At 42.2% G+C, this 17098-nt stretch carries 16 protein-coding genes and 1 riboswitch; of the genes, 7 read left to right on the forward strand and 9 right to left on the reverse strand.

Annotation, left to right across the window (positions count from 1 at the left end):
• Positions 1 to 49: 49 nt before the first annotated feature.
• The 4 genes from R7E42_RS00795 to metA all read right to left on the reverse strand — a co-directional run bounded on the left by R7E42_RS00795 (position 50) and on the right by metA (position 5249).
• Positions 50 to 2206: a GGDEF domain-containing phosphodiesterase gene (locus R7E42_RS00795; RefSeq protein ID WP_186584304.1), complete on the reverse strand. Its 2157-nt coding sequence runs from the start codon at positions 2204 to 2206 to the stop codon at positions 50 to 52.
• A complete protein-coding gene (locus R7E42_RS00800; RefSeq protein ID WP_186584303.1) occupies positions 2206 to 3135 on the reverse strand; it encodes a phosphate/phosphite/phosphonate ABC transporter substrate-binding protein in 930 nt (309 codons plus the stop codon). The genes R7E42_RS00795 and R7E42_RS00800 overlap by 1 nt, the downstream gene beginning before the upstream one ends.
• 267 nt (positions 3136 to 3402) lie before the next feature.
• A complete protein-coding gene (gene pilW, locus R7E42_RS00805) occupies positions 3403 to 4128 on the reverse strand; it encodes a type IV pilus biogenesis/stability protein PilW (protein WP_017820928.1) in 726 nt (241 codons plus the stop codon).
• A 179-nt stretch (positions 4129 to 4307) separates the two neighbouring features.
• On the reverse strand, positions 4308 to 5249 hold the full coding sequence (gene metA / locus R7E42_RS00810; protein WP_005377792.1) for a homoserine O-acetyltransferase MetA: 942 nt from the start codon (positions 5247 to 5249) through the stop codon (positions 4308 to 4310).
• Positions 5250 to 5589: 340 nt separating this feature from the next.
• On the opposite strand from metA, the gene R7E42_RS00815 reads away from it, so the two are divergent.
• The 3 genes from R7E42_RS00815 to R7E42_RS00825 all read left to right on the forward strand — a co-directional run bounded on the left by R7E42_RS00815 (position 5590) and on the right by R7E42_RS00825 (position 7806).
• Positions 5590 to 5976 carry a hypothetical protein gene (locus tag R7E42_RS00815; RefSeq protein ID WP_318072260.1) on the forward strand — a complete coding sequence of 129 codons (387 nt, stop codon included), beginning with the start codon at positions 5590 to 5592 and terminating at the stop codon, positions 5974 to 5976.
• A gap of 123 nt (positions 5977 to 6099) precedes the next feature.
• Positions 6100 to 6435: a DMT family transporter gene (locus tag R7E42_RS00820; RefSeq protein WP_069593657.1), complete on the forward strand. Its 336-nt coding sequence runs from the start codon at positions 6100 to 6102 to the stop codon at positions 6433 to 6435.
• Positions 6436 to 6855: 420 nt separating this feature from the next.
• Entirely contained in the window at positions 6856 to 7806 is a 951-nt protein-coding gene (locus R7E42_RS00825) for an LpxL/LpxP family Kdo(2)-lipid IV(A) lauroyl/palmitoleoyl acyltransferase (RefSeq protein ID WP_137281935.1), read from the forward strand.
• Between the two features lie 67 nt (positions 7807 to 7873).
• Here R7E42_RS00825 and R7E42_RS00830 read toward each other — a convergent pair whose 3' ends face one another.
• A complete protein-coding gene (locus R7E42_RS00830; protein WP_005377788.1) occupies positions 7874 to 9346 on the reverse strand; it encodes a carboxypeptidase M32 in 1473 nt (490 codons plus the stop codon).
• A gap of 223 nt (positions 9347 to 9569) precedes the next feature.
• Between R7E42_RS00830 and R7E42_RS00835 the strand changes: the two genes are divergently transcribed.
• On the forward strand, positions 9570 to 10205 hold the full coding sequence (locus tag R7E42_RS00835) for a LysE family translocator (RefSeq protein ID WP_017820932.1): 636 nt from the start codon (positions 9570 to 9572) through the stop codon (positions 10203 to 10205).
• Positions 10205 to 10771, forward strand: coding sequence for a hypothetical protein (locus R7E42_RS00840; protein ID WP_005385713.1), 567 nt, complete (start codon positions 10205 to 10207; stop codon positions 10769 to 10771). The genes R7E42_RS00835 and R7E42_RS00840 overlap by 1 nt, the downstream gene beginning before the upstream one ends.
• Before the next feature lie 118 nt (positions 10772 to 10889).
• On the opposite strand, the gene R7E42_RS00845 is transcribed toward R7E42_RS00840, so the two are convergent.
• Positions 10890 to 12266: an alanine/glycine:cation symporter family protein gene (locus tag R7E42_RS00845; RefSeq protein WP_005377785.1), complete on the reverse strand. Its 1377-nt coding sequence runs from the start codon at positions 12264 to 12266 to the stop codon at positions 10890 to 10892.
• A 122-nt stretch (positions 12267 to 12388) separates the two neighbouring features.
• Positions 12389 to 12488: riboswitch (glycine riboswitch) on the reverse strand.
• A 527-nt stretch (positions 12489 to 13015) separates the two neighbouring features.
• Between R7E42_RS00845 and R7E42_RS00850 the strand changes: the two genes are divergently transcribed.
• Together R7E42_RS00850 and R7E42_RS00855 are read left to right on the forward strand one after the other, a co-directional pair.
• Complete coding sequence (locus tag R7E42_RS00850; protein WP_005377784.1) at positions 13016 to 13174, forward strand: hypothetical protein; 159 nt, start codon at positions 13016 to 13018, stop codon at positions 13172 to 13174.
• 31 nt (positions 13175 to 13205) lie between these two features.
• Positions 13206 to 13940, forward strand: coding sequence for a chromosome partitioning protein ParA (locus R7E42_RS00855; RefSeq protein WP_025998562.1), 735 nt, complete (start codon positions 13206 to 13208; stop codon positions 13938 to 13940).
• An 89-nt stretch (positions 13941 to 14029) separates the two neighbouring features.
• On the opposite strand, the gene R7E42_RS00860 is transcribed toward R7E42_RS00855, so the two are convergent.
• The 3 genes from R7E42_RS00860 to R7E42_RS00870 all read right to left on the reverse strand — a co-directional run bounded on the left by R7E42_RS00860 (position 14030) and on the right by R7E42_RS00870 (position 16974).
• Positions 14030 to 14413: a hypothetical protein gene (locus R7E42_RS00860; protein ID WP_005377782.1), complete on the reverse strand. Its 384-nt coding sequence runs from the start codon at positions 14411 to 14413 to the stop codon at positions 14030 to 14032.
• Between the two features lie 99 nt (positions 14414 to 14512).
• Positions 14513 to 14878 carry a VOC family protein gene (locus R7E42_RS00865; protein ID WP_005377781.1) on the reverse strand — a complete coding sequence of 122 codons (366 nt, stop codon included), beginning with the start codon at positions 14876 to 14878 and terminating at the stop codon, positions 14513 to 14515.
• A 146-nt stretch (positions 14879 to 15024) separates the two neighbouring features.
• The gene (locus R7E42_RS00870; RefSeq protein ID WP_318072262.1) at positions 15025 to 16974 is read right to left on the reverse strand and encodes an LTA synthase family protein; all 1950 of its coding nucleotides are present in this window, start codon (positions 16972 to 16974) and stop codon (positions 15025 to 15027) included.
• Positions 16975 to 17098 lie beyond the last annotated feature (124 nt).

Consider the following 17098-nt stretch of genomic DNA (forward strand, 5'->3'; position numbering starts at 1 on the left):
CATTACGAGTACTAACGCGCTAAGCGGCAATAGTTAACAAAACGGCGTTCTAAGCAAAGTGATTGACGTTTTGAGCGCCACTCCCTCGTTGGTATTCAAATGCAATCAATTCCTCGGCAGGTACAGGTCTACCTAAGAAAAAACCTTGTACGATGTCACAGTGGAGAGACTCCATTCGTGTGAGTTGAGTTTGAGTTTCTACGCCTTCGGCTACTACTTTCATTCTTAGGTTGTGAGCCATGGATACAATCGCGCGAACTAATGAATCGTCTTGATCGCTTTTTCGGATTTGAGCGATAAATGAACGATCAATCTTGAGCCCGTCAAAAGCCATATGTTGTAGGTAGGCAAGGGCTGAATACCCCGTACCAAAGTCATCTAGCCAAACTTCCACTCCGATACTTTGTAGTTTTTTAAGCACATATTGAGCTTTCTCTGTATCATCAATAAAAAGTGACTCTGTCACTTCAACATGAATGGTTTGAGGGGCGACATCATGTCGTCGTAAATACTTAGAAAATAATTGACTTAAATCTTGGCGATAGATTTGTCTTGGGGACAAGTTTAGTGCGATGTGAAAATCAGTACCGAAATGTTCTGCCCACATTGCCCGCTGAGCAACTGCCGTCTCAATGATATGTTCTCCAAGCTCCAATATTAAATCACTTTGTTCTGCGATCGGGATAAACGATTCTGGACTGATATAACCTTTCTCGGGATGATTCCACCTAACCAATGCTTCGACCCCAATTAGGCGATAGGTTTTTAGATCAAATTGTGGTTGATACCACAGCTCGAATTGAGACAAGTCACGTACTGAACGACGCAGTTCTCGTTCTATGTATAAACGTTGTTTAATCGTTTCATCAAACGTGGAATCGTATATCGTCATAATGTCTTTACCGCGTCTTTTAGATTCCTGCGCCGCAAGAGAGGAAAGCTGTAAAAGAGACTCAGCGTTTGAACCAAATTCTGGATACACGGCAATTCCGAGGCTTGCCGTAATTTGAATATCGTTCTCTTCCAAACTAAAGGGAGAGAGTAGTTGGCGATGAATATCGTTCGCTTTTTCTCTAGCTTCATGATTGTCCGAGCACGGAAAGGCCAGTACAAATTCATCCGCACCTACTCGACTTACGATGGTAGAAAGGCGGTAAAGCGGCTTAAAATAACTCGGCAAACGGCCTTGAAGCTCTGAGGCAAGATGGCCTAGCAATTTATCCCCAATGTTATGTCCATAGTTATCGTTAATGTGCTTAAAGTCATCCAAGTCAATAAACACAACCGCGAGTGAGGGGGATTTGTGGTCAGTTATTTGCGTTTGAATATCAATGAGTAACTTTTCTCGGTTTGGCAGGGAAGTCAGAATATCGTGGTATGCCATGAACTCAACTCGGCTGGTGTATCGGTTCACTTTGTTTGACATTTTGTTGTACGCTGAAATAAGTTCTCCCACTTCATCTTTGCTTTGTATGTCGGTGACTGGCAGCGCTTGGGTATTTGACTCTGAAAATTGATCTTTTAGTTGCTTGAGTGGCTTAGTTAACGACCGCCCCAAAGCATAAGCGATGATGCTACCGAATAGAACGGATATCCCACTGATCGTTAGCAGCAAGTTAAACATCTTCTGTTTATCGTTTGAGGTAATCGCTTGGACTTGTTCAATGTTCTGTTCTTTCTCTTCCAGTAGGTGTATCAAGTTAAGCTCAAGATACACCGCCCCAAGAGTAATGTTTGATTGCTGAATCGGCGCTGCGATCTCCAACTGATGCTTGGAAAAGGAAACGAGAGTTCTAGATTCTTCTATTGCTTTCAAAATAAAAGGAGAGCGGTAATGAGGTTGGGCAAACATCCTTAGCTGAGTAGTGCCGTCGTGAAAGATTAGCCCTTCATTGTCAACAACATGTATTTTCGAGACATCTGGCTGGCTCAATGTTGCCTTAATTTGCTCATACGCTTGACTGATATTGTCTGTATAGAGTGGATCAAAAAGCTGTTTTGATAATAGCTCTGCATAAACCAACCCTTTTTGCTTAACGTAAGATTCTGTTTTTTCTTGAGAGTTGTTCGTGATTTGTTGAGTTAAGCTATTTGAATACGCATCGTAACCGTGCATGTATAACGCAAGATTTATCACCACAACAAACAAGACAACGAACATTGTCGAGCAAATGTATTTGGTTTCGAGTGAGAGCTTTTGAAACATCAATCCACCTTCGGTAATAAGTGAACTGACTTGCGCACTGTACTTAAGGAGGCTCGCATTTCTGGAGTAAGCGCGCTGAATTTTTTGGTGTTCTGAAACTTTTTAAGTGCGAGAGAGCCTTCGTGAGTTGTATCCATATCAAGCAGTATGGACGTGATTTTACGCTGTTGCTCTAGGCTCATGCTTGGAGAAGCGAGAATTAAATCCCTGGGTATTTCAACAGAACGAGAAAAAATCGCTAGTTTGTCTTTCATGTTTTCTGGCAAATCTTTGGGATTGTTCCAGTTGAAGTTACTGAATGCTCCTGCTGCAACTCTCTGTTTATATACCCATACAGATAGGTTGATTTCATTTGACTGAGCGAGTTGCTCATCAAGGAATAAATAACCAATACTGTCTTTGGCCGGTTTGTCATCAGGAGAGGGAAGGTATTGCAGTTTTTCTCCGTGATTCAGCAATGTAATCGCAGGTAGGTAATAGCTGCTGGTAGACGTGCGCTTTTCGAAAACAAGCGTTTTTCCGCGCAGGTCAGAAAGTGACTCAATGCCACTCTCTTTATTAGTAAAGAACACCGTATGATATTTTTGCAGGCCTTTTTTCCATCGTATAGCAAGAACTTGGCTATTAGACTCCTTTTCTAAGGTCATCGCATTAAAGGGGGTCGCCGTTGCAATTTGAACGGTGCCATTTTCAAGCGCAACCGCGAGCTGACGATAATTTTTAAATACCTTTACCACCCCTTTTGCGTAACCATATTCAGTCATATTTTCAGTTACATACTGAGTAAGGGGCGTCGCTTTTTTGATTTTGCTTTGGGCTTTATTGGACACAATGCCAAATGTGAATGTTTTCTCAATATTTTCTTGTGCACTGACAACAAAAGGTGAACTCAGCAAAGTGAGTAATAACAGAGTGCAGGCAGGTTTCATCCGGCTTCAACTTCCTTCTGGTGCATGTCAGTAATATTTAGTATTTATCAATGTGCCGAAATCAATCTTAAAAACAGTATGATGTACAAATTTCGTTGTGTGCGCACTTTTTATAATGTGACTTGGTCACTTATTCCGTTCAAATAGTACCGAATTTGACGTTTATGTACAGGATGAATGTATCACCGTGAGTCTGAATTCACTGGATTCTTGGTCAAGCGCTGTATTGGCTGTGAGCTAATGCGCCTTATGTATCGCTATTTTGTACTAAGAAAATTTTTCCAATTGTTTTTGATACTTTTTCTCGAGAGCTTCATTGCCTGCTGCACGTTCAAGTTGAATCATGAGTTGCAAAGAGGGCTTCTTCACGCCATACATTTGATTGAATCTCATTAATCGAATTCTAGCTTCAGTATAATCACCGCTATCAATTTCTATTTTAGCGAGTTGCAAAATCGATTTTGGTCTATGAGGGTCATGATCGATAGCTCTAGTAAAGTAGTATCTCGCTTTGTCTTTATCTTGTGATTTTAGCGCACAAAAAGCTGCATTCTCATAGCTTGCTGGAATAAGGTAGTAATAAGGCTGCTCAATGGCTCGATTAAACATCTGATCGGCTTTTTCGAAGTCACCTCGCTTGCAAAGAAAAGTACCGTAGTTATTGAGCACATTTCCGTTTTTAGTGTGTTGGCGTAGAGAGCGTTTATACATCTGTTCGGCTTTAATATCTTCACCAACCGTTTCGTAGTAGTGAGCCATAGATAATTGCGCGCGATAGTATTGAGGTGCGTGGTTTAAGGCTTGTTGTAAGTTATCATGCGCGCGAATCATGTTACCGCCGTCTAAATAACCTAAGCCAAGTGCGATACGTGATTCTGCCATTGCCACAGGATCGGCTTTAACGACAGGGCTTCCATCTTCTTTCACCGTCACGCAACCCACGAGTGCAAACTGAGACAATAATATTAGTGCACCGAGCTTTGCTGTTTTCATTCTTTATCCCTACATCCCTGAATCTTTCTGCATGATATGAATTACTTAGCAAAAACCTATTGAGGAAAAAACACTATGCGATCAGGTTTGCAAACTGTTATGAAAAAGCCGCCATATGGCGGCTTGGTTCACATATTACATTTCGGTAATGATGAGTGCTTTGTTTGCTTATTTTGAAGCTAATCGTCTTTAGTGAAAGCATCTTCACTGAAGTGATCGAGATCGTACGGTGTTTGCTGATAAACACAGTAGTTCAGCCAGTTTAAAAAGAGGAGGTGTCCATGGCTTCTCCAGCTTGCAATTGGTGGGTTATCTGGGTTGTTGTTTGGGTAATAGTTGACAGGAATAGCGGGCTCCATACCTTCGCTTAAATCTCGGATATATTCATTATGTAAGGTGTGAGAATCATACTCAGGGTGTCCTGTGACAAAGACATTGCGTTTGTCTTTTGTGGTGGCCAAGTACACACCTGCGACATCCGATGTCGCTAAAATGTCTAAGTCAGTATGCTCTTCTAGAAAGTGAGGCGAAAAATCTGCGTAACGCGAGTGAGGAGCCAAAAACGTGTCATCAAATCCGCGTAAGATAGGGTGAAACTGATGATGGATTTGATGATGATACACGCCTGAAAGTTTTTCTTTACGCGTTTTTTTAGGTAGATCGTAGAGTAGCTTTAACCCTGCTTGCGCAGCCCAGCAAACATAAAGAGTGGATGTCACATGATCTTTTGCCCACTCCATGATGGTTTTGAGATGATCCCAATAAATGACATCTTCAAATTGCACCAAACCTAATGGAGCCCCAGTAATGATCATGCCATCGAAGTTTTTATCTCGCACCATTTCAAATTGGCGATAAAACGTGTCTAAATGTTCAGTTGGCGTATTTTTACTCGGGCGGTTATCAATGCGCAGTAATTCGACGTTAACCTGTAGTGGGCTGTTTGAGAGTAGACGCAGAAACTGAGTTTCAGTCTCTATTTTTTTTGGCATCAGATTAAGGATCAGCACTCTTAAAGGACGTATTTCCTGACTCGCTGCACGCGTTTCACTCATCACGAAGATGTTTTCTGTCCTTAATACATCGGTAGCTGGTAATTGATCTGGAATTCTAATTGGCACGACTTTCTCTCCCTAAGTATAGTCAATCTAGACGTCTATACTTCTAAAGCTAACTTAATTAAGTTTAGATGTCGATACGAAATCCGACTTTTCAATCTACTCTTTACATTATGGTAAACCGTACTCGGGGTTGTCACACAATTGTGACTAAAGCAGAGTTTCTGATGAGATAGGTTTGAAACGCAGTGTGTACTATTTGCTGGTAATTATGCGATCACGTTAATATGTGAAGGTGACTTCGTAGTAAGGAAGTCTCAAATTAATGAGCCATACTAAAAACAATCAGCTCACCATTTTGCATTAATGTGCATATTTGGAAACATCGTCAGTGGAGGGCATTATGTTCGGTATTTTCAAGAGAAAGACAAAGATTCAGGGCATCGCTCAAGAAGCTCCTTGCGTGCTACTGCATTCGTTTGGTGATAAAGACATTTATACGCCGGAAGAGATTGATCAAGCTCTTCAAAAGCTGGGTTATGATAAGAGCAAGGATATCAGTCATTATCAGTATGCGTATGGAATGTTTGCCGATGAAGCCTCTTACGAGCTCCTAGAACTAACGGATGAGCTAGGTAATTATGGTCATTTCCAACGTGAAGTAGGTAAGATGCTACTCAATACACCTGAGCCGATTGATATGCATATCTACTTTGAAATTTCTCGTCAGCACCAAAACGTCAGCCTTTCACCTGGTCATCAAAAAGTAAGCGAAAGTGATGGTGTGTAAACATCGTTAGTGGTATTCCATCGTGAGATGAGTTGGGTATAATGCGCGGCCTAATTATCCGGACATGTTGTCGGTTACATTTCTGTTGAGCGTTAATGCCTTATGTTCAAAATGCTTGTCTCTATGCCACCAATGTTGGCGCTGTCGATCGCGATTGTATGTGAAGTGATTGCCACTTCTTATATTCCCAAAACAGAGCAATTTACGAAAGTAATGCCGAGCACAGTCGTTTTGATTGGTTACGGCATCGCTTTCTTCTTGCTTTCCGTCACAGTGCAAACAATGCCTGTTGGGGTTGTTTATGCCATATGGAGTGGTGCTGGGATCGTTTTGGTTGCGACGGTTGGTTACTTTGTTTACGGACAGCGTCTAGACTTACCAGCCCTAGTTGGTATTGGGTTTATCATCGCTGGTGTGTTGATCGTAAATTTATTATCCAAAACAGTAGGGCACGAATAACGCCACTCTACTTGTTAAGTGAATAAGAAGCCGCAGCGAGAAATTGCTGCGGCTTTTTAGTGCAAATTCAATCGCTAATGGCGAGTATTGATATGACGTCTTATTGTTGTATTCATAACGGTCGCATTATGTGATTGAAAAATAGACATTATTTAGCGCATTGAAAATACAAAGTTATGTTTCTTCAAACTTTAGGAAAGGGCAGTAGATAAATCACTCCGATAGATGTTAACGTGGCGACTCATCTTTACTGCTTTTTCATTCCCTACATATTTCTGCAAAGTTCTTATTGTGTAGTGTGTCGAAGAACCATAGAATCCGCGCGCTTTAATTTATGTTATTAGCGTTATCAATGATAAAAGTGCAGTCCATTATCATTGTTTTTATCACTTATATATGGGCACATCTGACAATACTTACATGAACAAATACAAAAAGCCTGCTTTCAAGGCCGAATTTCTTTTGCCTCGTTACTGGGGAACGTTAATTATCATTAGCGTGATGTACTTACTTAGCCTCCTTCCTTTTAAAGTTCAACTAGCTTTGGGACGCAACATTGGTCGTTTAGCTATGCGATTCATGAGAAAACGTCAAGTTACGATCAGACGCAATCTTGAGCTTTGCTTCCCTCATATGGAAAAATGCCAACGCGAAGCAATTCTAAAAGACAACATCGACAATACTGGCATCGCACTTTTTGAGACCGCAATGGCATGGTTTTGGTCAGATAAACGGGTAAACAAACACGTCACGATAAAAGGCATGGAGCATCTAGAGGCTTTAGAGAAGTCAGGCAAAGGTGCATTAATGTTGGCCGTACACTCAATGAATCTAGAGTTAGGTGCTCGAGCTTTTGGCATTAAAAAGTCTGGAACTGGTGTTTATCGCCCAAACAATAATCCGTGCTTTGATTATTTTCAGTATAAGGGACGCTCTCGCTCTAATCGTACACTGATTGATCGTAAAAACGTCAAAGCCATGCTTGAAGCACTTAAAACGGGTGAGCGGGTTTGGTATGCACCGGACCACGATTATGGTAACCGACGCTCGACATTTGCACCGTTATTTGCCGTTAAAAATGCTTGTACTACGACAGGTACAAGTTTGTTGGTTGATTCTACAGATTGCGCCATTGTGCCTTTTACGATGGTAAGAGGAAAAGACGGACACTATACCCTAACCATTAGTGCGCCCGTCGAAGGTTTCCCGAAAGAGGATCATCAACGCGCCGCCGCATTCGTGAATCAAATAGTTGAAACATCAATCATGGCAAGTCCGAGCCAGTATATGTGGCTTCATCGTCGGTTTAAAACTAGACCAGAGGGTGAGGACTGTTTGTACAAGCCTAGGCTCATCCCTAGCTTGGCATAGCATGTAGAGACTAAAAAAGCCCAAGGAACATACGAACCTTGGGCTTTTACTTTCTATTCGTTTCGCTTTATAAGTAGCGATCTTTTAGGTGAGCTTGAAAGTGTTTAGCATTCAGTGTTTCACCCGTGGCTTGTTTTACCAACTCATCAGTGGTGAATAAGCTACCTTTACTCCAGATGTTTTCCGAGAGCCAATTGAATATCGGAGCTAAGTCGCCAGAACGAATAACCGCATCTACATCGACGGTTTGTTTCATTGCTGCCATAAATTGTGCAGCGTACATCGCACCGAGCGTGTAGGACGGGAAATAGCCAAAACTTCCGTCTGTCCAATGGATATCTTGCATACAGCCATTTTTGAAGTTTCCTTCGGTTGATAGCCCCAAGTACGCTTTCATCTTTTCGTTCCAGAGTTCTGGTACATCTGTATGTTTGATGACGCCGTTCATGAGATCTCGCTCAATTTCATATCGAAGAATAACGTGAGCAGGATATGTTAGTTCGTCAGCATCTACGCGAATAAAGCCTTTTTCTACGCGAGTGTAAATTTTGGCTAAATTGTCTTTTTCGAATTCACTACCAGAAAAATGGTTAGAAGCCAGTCGAGCGAGGTGATCGATAAACGCGCTGCTTCGTCCTATTTGCATTTCAAAGAAGAGTGATTGTGATTCATGAATACCCATAGAGCGAGCTTCTCCCGCGGGTGTTCCTGATAAATCTTTTGGTAGCCCTTGCTCGTATCGAGCATGGCCAGTTTCGTGGACAATTCCCATCAATGATTGGACAAACTCGTTTTCATTATAACGTGTCGTAATACGCACATCTGTCGGTACACCGCCACAAAATGGGTGGGTACTCTCATCAAGTCGACCGTGTTCAAAATCGAATTGAAGTAGCTTCATGACTTCCAAACCGAGCGCTTTTTGCTTTTCCGCAGGGTAGTGTGCAGTTGGCAATAAGATGTTGTCTGATTGTTGTTTTTCAAGCGCTTCATCGATCAAAGTAGGAAGCCAGGTTTTCACGTCAGCAAAAAGAATGTCTAACGACGCAGACGTTGTGCCAGGTTCATAAACATCGAGCATGGCATCATAAGGAGTCGTGCCATTTGCTTCGGCTCTAATTTGCGCTTCTTCCTGCGATAGCTTTACGACTTCAGCCCAGTTCTTTTCAAAACCAGCCCAGTCATTTTCTCCACGTTGCGTACGCCATGCATGTTCACATTTGGAGCCAGCAAGAGATTGAGCTTGAACTAATGATTCTGGTAGTAAGTTAGCTTGCTGCCACCCACGCTTCATTTCTCTTAGGATAGATTTTTCTTTTGTAGACAGCGTCTCTTCTTCTGCCTGAGCGAAAAGCTCTCCCAAGTGCGGTTGAGTCATTAAAGAATGGATATGTACATCGAGCTCTGCCGTGGCATTCGAGCGTGCTTCAGCGCCACCAGGTGGCATGACCGCCGCTTGATCCCAATCTATGATGGCTGATAGATGCTCAAAATTTGCCACTTTTTTGGAATGTTCAACGAGTTTTGTAAATGCGTTCATGTGACTACTCTTATTCTTTTGTTCTTTCCCTAAACACCCGATAACGGGTCCTTCATATGGTGTTGCACTAAGCAACCTGCGTTAATTTACTAATAATTAACAATTAACTCCAACCCATTGTCCATAAACTCACCCAGTTGTATAGCTCTCTTAAAAAAGAAGCTTGCGAATCTTGTGGATTGGCGGTATTGATGAAGGATTGACAATTAATTATCACGATAATATGGATATTTTGAATTTCGAGGCATTTATTATTGCCATTACGATTTTAACGTTAACGCCAGGTTTAGATACTGCACTTGTTATCCGTAACACTAGCCGATCGGGCCTAAAAGATGGATGTACAACCAGTCTAGGGATTTGCTTTGGCTTATTCGTACATGCTTTTTTTTCTGCGGTTGGTATCTCGGCGATTCTTGCGCAATCAGCAGAGTTGTTCCAAATCGTAAAAATGATTGGCGCAGCTTATCTTATCTGGCTTGGTTTGAGCAGTTTAAAAGCGCTAATGTCGTCGAAAGATGGATTGACCGTGACCGAGCAGATTCACGAAGTGTTTAATGGTAAGCGCTCTTTTAGAGAGGGCTTTCTTTCTAACGTCTTGAACCCGAAAACGGCGGTCTTCTATTTGGCTTTCTTGCCACAGTTTGTGAATCCAGAAGGTTCACCCTTGCTTCAATCAATGATGATGGCATCTGTACACTTTGCTATTGCGATGGTTTGGCAGTGTGGTTTAGCTGGCGCGCTTAACTCGGCTAAAAATCTACTAAAGAATGCAAGCTTTATGAAGTGGATGGAAGGCGCGACGGGCGCAGTATTAGTCGCACTTGGTGTGAAGTTATTAATTGAAAAACCCGTTTAATGCGTAATATTTATCGATTGTTGATACTACTCGCTGTATTTATTGTGGGGATAGGTGCCGCTGTCGCTTGGCATACGTGGCCACAAGTACAGTTTGCGCAACGCGGCATGATCTGGTCTTGGCACTGGGGCTACTTCGAGCCTTTTGCTAATGGAATACAACAAACGCGAACTCAAGACACTAAACAGTTATTGCTCAGGCGTGTGTATTTGCATGACGCTATTGTCGTTTTTGTTTCGACAACTATGGACAATAAATTTGAGGTCGACGTTGTAAAAGAGCAAACCTGTGAACCTAAAACGACGACTTGGGCTTCGGTCTCTGTCAATCATCAACGTGTCAGGCATGTACCTATGGTGTGCGATGCGTTTGGGCAAGGCTACTTTTATCGCTACATCGGGAAACATCTGGAATCGATTGAGGTTGGTGTCGGCGACTCGTTTGTAACAGAAGCATTTTTAGACTGGCCGCTATCAGAGTTGAAAGCGGATCAATTCAAGCAAAAAAATGCGAAGTTTTTTGAAGAACGTGGAGAAAACGTTGAGCATCAATGGTTGAGAGATTAACCATTTAACCGAAGATAAATAAAGCCCGCTAAATAATAGCGGGCTTTATGTTTTTACCATTTCTAATGTGCTTTGCTCTCTGTGACTGACAGTTTGTGACCGCAAACCTGCCGTTTCACTAAGCTTTCACTGCTTCAACTTCACCTGATTGCGATGTTGAGCTAAAGAACAGTTTGGTTTCTGCCAGTACGACGTGACGCAGTGCGATCAAACCAATTAAGTTAGGAATTGCCATCAGACCGTTTACGATATCAGCCAGTAGCCAAATCATATCGAGGTGAAGGAATGCACCAGATGCCACCAAGCCGACGAAAATCAGTTTGTATGGAAGCACAGCTTTAGTTCCGAACAGGAACACAACGCAACGCTCACCGTAGTAGTTCCAACCAAGAATGGTGGTAAAAGCGAAGAACATCAAACCGATTGAGACGAGCATAGGGCCAAATGTATCTGCATTTAAACCCACCGCAAAAGCATGAGTCGTCATCGCGGCACCTGCAAGGTCACTTTGCCATGCACCGGTCAGGATTAGAGCAAGGCCTGTCATGGTACAAATAATGATGGTATCGAAAAAGGTACCCGTCATTGAAATTAGGCCTTGTTTAACACAAGAGTCTGTCTTCGCTGCTGCTGCTGCCATAGGCGCGCTACCCAAACCTGATTCATTTGAGAACACACCGCGAGCGATACCTGATTGGATTGCCAACATGATGCTTGCACCTAGAAAACCACCAGTCGCTGCTGTTGATGTAAAGGCTGAAACCAGCACTAATTCAACGGCATTGAACAATTGGTCTGCATTCATGATGATCACGCTTAAACACGCCAACACATAAAATACAGCCATGGTAGGAACCACTTTTCCTGCAACGTTAGCAATGGATTTGATGCCACCCAAAGTTACGAAAGCAACCAAAAGAGTTAGTACAAAGGCAGATAGCTCACGGTTAACACCAAGAGATATCTCACTTGCATCCAGAATCGCGTTTACTTGTGGAAACGTACCGATACCAAAACAAGCAACACCCAAAGCAAACACTGCAAACATGATCGCGAGAGCTTTTGAGCCAACACCGTATTGCAAGTAATACATTGGGCCACCAATCATTTGGCCTTTATCATCGACTCTTCGATACTTAACCGCCAACAAACATTCGGCGTATTTAGTCGCCATTCCGAAAAGGGCAGCGAGCCACATCCAGAATAGAGCGCCTGGTCCACCGAGTTTGATTGCTGTGGCAACACCAACAATGTTACCAGTACCAATTGTTGCTGAGAGTGCAGTACAAAGAGCTGCAAAGCTAGAAACGTCACCTTGAGTATTAGATGACTTATCTTTACTGAATACCATCGCTAGCGCTGTTGGGAGGTGTTTAAACTGGATCAAGCCAAGGCTAAAAGTGAAGTAAACACCTGTACCCACTAGCAAAATAAGCAGCGGTGGACCCCAGACAAAATTATCGATGGTTTGTAGTAAAGATTGTAGGTTGTTCATGATTTCCCCTTAATAAAACAACTAATAAGGAGAAGAGGGAAAGGACGAGATCAACGATCTCTAAAAGAACTAAGCTATTGGTTGTAGGCGGGAAGGCCAAGCAAAATAGTTAGGTTGTAACTTTCCACTCCTCTGTCCTTTTGCCTGAGAGTTTCACCTTGCGTGAGTGCAAGACTTGCTCCTTCGGCGACCGATTTAACGGTTCTCTCCAGAGGTTCCTCCAACTACAGTCCCCGCTACCTAGGTAGCACCTGAAATAGTTAATTCTTCGGCGAGTTATGCTAATCAAATGTTAAAATTTGATTAATAACCACTCTCCTGCAGTCTTCATCGGAACAATTACTCAATTAAATGAGTAAAGGTTAGTTAATGATGCTGGTCATCATTAACGTGTGAACTTTATCATGTTTTTGGTCCATTTCAACACCCTATGTCAATTTATTCTTAATGAAATAACCTCATCAATTTTCATGAAGGTATGTTTGCCAATCTTTTTGTGCGAGTCACGGCATAAATAAAATTTATTGGGTTAGGGAATGGAACCCAAAAACACTTCAGAACGATAAATGTGTTTCGATTGTTACGACATAAGTTATTCAATTAAGGACACAAAATTGATTAAAATCGGAGCACTTATTTTAAAATCTACGCTAAGTTGACCTTATGGTACGTATAAATGGGTTACAATGAACCTTTGTGAAACAGTCTACGGACCTAGGCAGTTTTTCATGAGTGGACAAGGAGGCGGTATGACCAGATTATTAGCCATTGCGGTGTTGATTGCAGTAGCATTTGTGTTGTTTCGTTATCGAACCAATGAAAAAGTCCAAAAAGCGACCGTTATAACATTAATTGGCGCATTTCTGATTTATACAGCATCAATTATGTTTGCGGAATTGATCCGCTAGCAAAGTAAAAGAGTCCTTGGAGTAGTATACGGTGAGTTCTCAGAACAAAATGGAAGAGCAAGACGACGTAGTTGTCATTGAAGAGCGTGACAAACGTACGCATATCTATATCGCAATCGCTGCGGTGTTAGGTTTGGCATTTGGTGGCCTTGTTGGATCGGTTGTCACTGCGAACAAGTGGGAATCGACTTACCACGTATTAGAAGAAAAGTATCAAGCACTAACGCAAGATAAAACCCAGTTGGCATCTCAAGTAAAAGTGCGTGAAGAGGCGATCGACCAAGAAATACAAAACCAAGTTAGTGAGTTACTCGCCGCGAAAGATGAAGCTCATCAGAAAGCACTTAAGAAGTTGCAAAAGCAGTTGACTGAGGTCGAGAAGGTCAACTTGTCACTAGAGTCTCAATTGAAGCAGCAGGCAGATAAGATCAACACGACGAAGTCAGAAAATGAGAAGTTGAGTCGTCAAGCGGATATGCAAGCGACTATGTTTGAGCGGTCCCGCGAAGTATTCCAGAAAGAGCTAAAAATTTCGCAAGAATTAGAGTCTCTCGAGAAAGAACGGTCGAAATTATTACCTAAGATTGAGAAACTCAAGAAAGAGTGTGACGTATTTTTAGAAGGCAAATCTTGGGACGTGAAGTCGGACGCGTGTGATAAACATGATGAAGCTAATTCACGACTAAGTCAGGTCGATCAAATGATTGAAGTCTATAAAATGGACCTCAAACAAATCAAAGCAATAACGGAAGATATCGGCCTTTAAGTCTTTTGTATCCGGTTTTGAAAAGCAAAAGGAGCTCTTTAAGAGCTCCTTTTTCGTTGTTAGCTATGACTTTTAGCCTGTCGCGTATATTAGATTCGTGAGGCGTCATAGCCTGAGGCGAGCAGGAGCTCTCGTTCGTGTTTAATCAGCTGAGCTCGATCTTCAATTAGTTCATTGAGTGCTTGAGATGGCTTACCTGCTAATGCTTTGAACGAAGCAAAAGATTCCGCGGTGTCGATTTTATCAATCATCTGACTGATGACATTACGAGCCTCACACGGGTTACTCGTCGTTGTAAAGTATTCTACTTGCTTTGCTGCCGATTTCATCTCAGTTAATAGCTCAAGCGGGCTACTTTCTTTGGCTACTGCCATGTAGTTATCCAGCACGCGCTTTGCATAAAGCAGTTCTTTGAGGGGGATATCTCTTCCGCTCTCGATTAGGGATTCGCTAAGGATCATACTTGAGCTCATGGGCATTCCTTCTTATTACTACGCCGCTTTTGATGTTTCCTTGAGTCTAATTTATTGAAGTCACATTGGGAATGGGTAAAAAGCATTTTTAACGCATTTTTATTCATTTATGAAAACACGAATGCGATGCTTATCTGGATCGATAGCCATAAAATTTAACCCATACACTGATGTCGCTGGTGGTTGAACAAACTCAACACCTAGGTCTTTCCAGCGCTTGTAAATGCGCTCTAGCATATGACTATTGGGCACCGATAAAGACAACTCGGTGCCACCACCTCTAATTCCGCTGTAGGGTGAAAGATTATCTCTTTGCTTGAGTGTCAACGTTAAGCCTTCGGTCAGTGGAATAGCGGCGAAGGTTGGAGACAACTGCGTGACTTTGCGTTCGAACAGTTTCGAATAAAAAACTTGGCTTATGTGGATGTCCTCAACGTAGAGAACGAATGAATTGATAGTCAGCATGGTTTGTTCCTTAATCAATTAGAAATAGTAGGGGCAATCTAACGGAAAGGAACGACAGGAGTTGTCAGTAGAACATTCTCGAAGGTAAGTGACAGAATAAGAAAAAGGAGCCGTTTAGCTCCTTTTTATCAGCGGAATCATTGGTATTAATGAGTGTGTTTGGAAGAATACCAGTTGTTTTGATACGCTTTAGATGCAAATAATGCGTTTGCTTTTGCACGCTCGATAATAGACTCGTCCACCTCTAGCGGCTTCATGGTTTGGTCTTTAAAGTCGTACGCCAGGGTCGATATCTTTTCACCAGGGGAAAGCACAACGAGATTGTCGCGCGTTAAATAACCAAAGTTTTTGTCGTATTGCATCATTGCGCGTTCATCTTCGCGAGCCAGTGGCTTCGTTAAATCACGACCAATCATCGGTGTTTTAGCATCTACCCCAATCAGAGATAACAGTGTAGGCGGCATGTCTATGTTGTTTGCTATGCGGTCATCTTTACGTGGTTGAATGCCTTTACCAAGGATCAATGCTGGAATGTGAAAGTGCTTAACTGGAACAAGGTTAGCGCCAGAAACACGTGCATCATGATCTGCAATTACAATGAAAATGGTATCATCCCAATAAGATGACTTTTTCGCCTTTTCAAAGAAAGTGCCCAAAGCGTAATCGGAATATTTAACGGCGTTGTTACGCGTCATATATTCTGAATCGTATGGCTCAATTTTGCCTTTTGGATACTCATAAGGGCTATGATTACTTGACGTAAAAACTAAGCTAAAAAAAGGTTTGTCGCTTTTTGAAAGGCGTTCAAACTCTTCGTTTGCTTTGTTATATAGATCTTCATCACTAACACCCCAAGAGCCAACAAAGCTTGGGTTGTTATAATCGTCTTCTTCTACTATTTGATCAAAACCGTTACCAAAGAAGAAAGTTTTCATGTTGTCAAAGTTGGCTTCACCGCCGTAAATAAATTGCGTGTGATAGCCTTGAGCTTTCAGTAAGTCCGCGATGGTAAAGAAACCCGTTTGGCTTTTACTCAGCTTCACTACCGCGCGAGACGGAGATGGAGGAAAGCCCGTGGTTACGGCTTCAATTCCACGAACAGAACGAGTACCAGTGGCGTACATTTGTGTGAACTGCCAACCTTCCTTCATGAGTTCATCAAGGTTTGGTGTTAGAGGCAAACCACCCAAAGCACCGACAAATTGGGCGCCTAAGCTTTCTTGTAGCAAAATCACTAAGTTTTTATGTTTACCCTGGTAAGTCGCGGGGTTACTGTTCATGGTTGGGAGTAATGAAGGGGTGAAGTCGGACTTTGTTGATGAAGTGCGAACTAATTCCAACATCTTTTGAGTGTCCATTTTTCCGTAGAACTGCTCAGCATTCTTTTCTGACTTCATGCTATTAACCGCAAACAACAATGAGTAAGATGAGTTCAGTGCTAAGTCGTTAAGCAGTGGATCGTTAGAAAAGGCGACCATAGCAGGATTTAGCGGGCGGTGCCCTAAAGATGAGCGAGCACCTGCAACCCCAAAAAGAACAACGAAAAGTGCCAATAGTGGTCGCCATTTCCAGTTGACCTGCTGCGCCTTATCGGTCAGTTTCTTACTCCACTTCCAACCTAAAGTGATGGTTAAAACTGTACCTAACGCACCAATAAACAGTTCTAATTTGTAGCCAGTCCAGAGCATACTCAAGACTTCTTTTGGGTAGATTAAGTATTCCACAAACAGGCGGTTTGGACGTAGGTCGTATTCCTGAATGAATGGCGCTGTTGCTAGCTCCATGTATACAAGCACCCAAAGCCCTAAAACCATCCATATGCGTAATATTCGCTTCCAACACTCTCCCATCTTACCGGTTAATGGCATGAAGGTTGAAAACAGTACTGGAAGAATAAATAACCAGCAAAGCGTTGCAATATCTACGCGCAAACCTTGACCTAGGATGTAAATTAAGTCGTTTAGAGAGTCAATACGGTCAATCTGCCAAAAAGCTAGCAAAACTCTTGAGATAGACAGAAATAGAAGCGAAAACAAAGAAAAGGCAGCAATTGGCTGCAAAGGCCCCCACACAGAGCTCTTTGATAAGTTTTTCATATTTATTCGAATAGTTTAATTGTTATGTTGTGTTGTTTTTAGCAAAGCAAGCGTGAAATAAACGTGAATTATAATGTGGGTTTATGGTCGAGTAGTGTAAGTGTTGGTATGTCTATGTAAGGGG

The sequence above is a fragment of the Vibrio sp. Vb1337 genome (assembly GCF_033338715.1).
Classification (GTDB): domain Bacteria; phylum Pseudomonadota; class Gammaproteobacteria; order Enterobacterales; family Vibrionaceae; genus Vibrio; species Vibrio alginolyticus.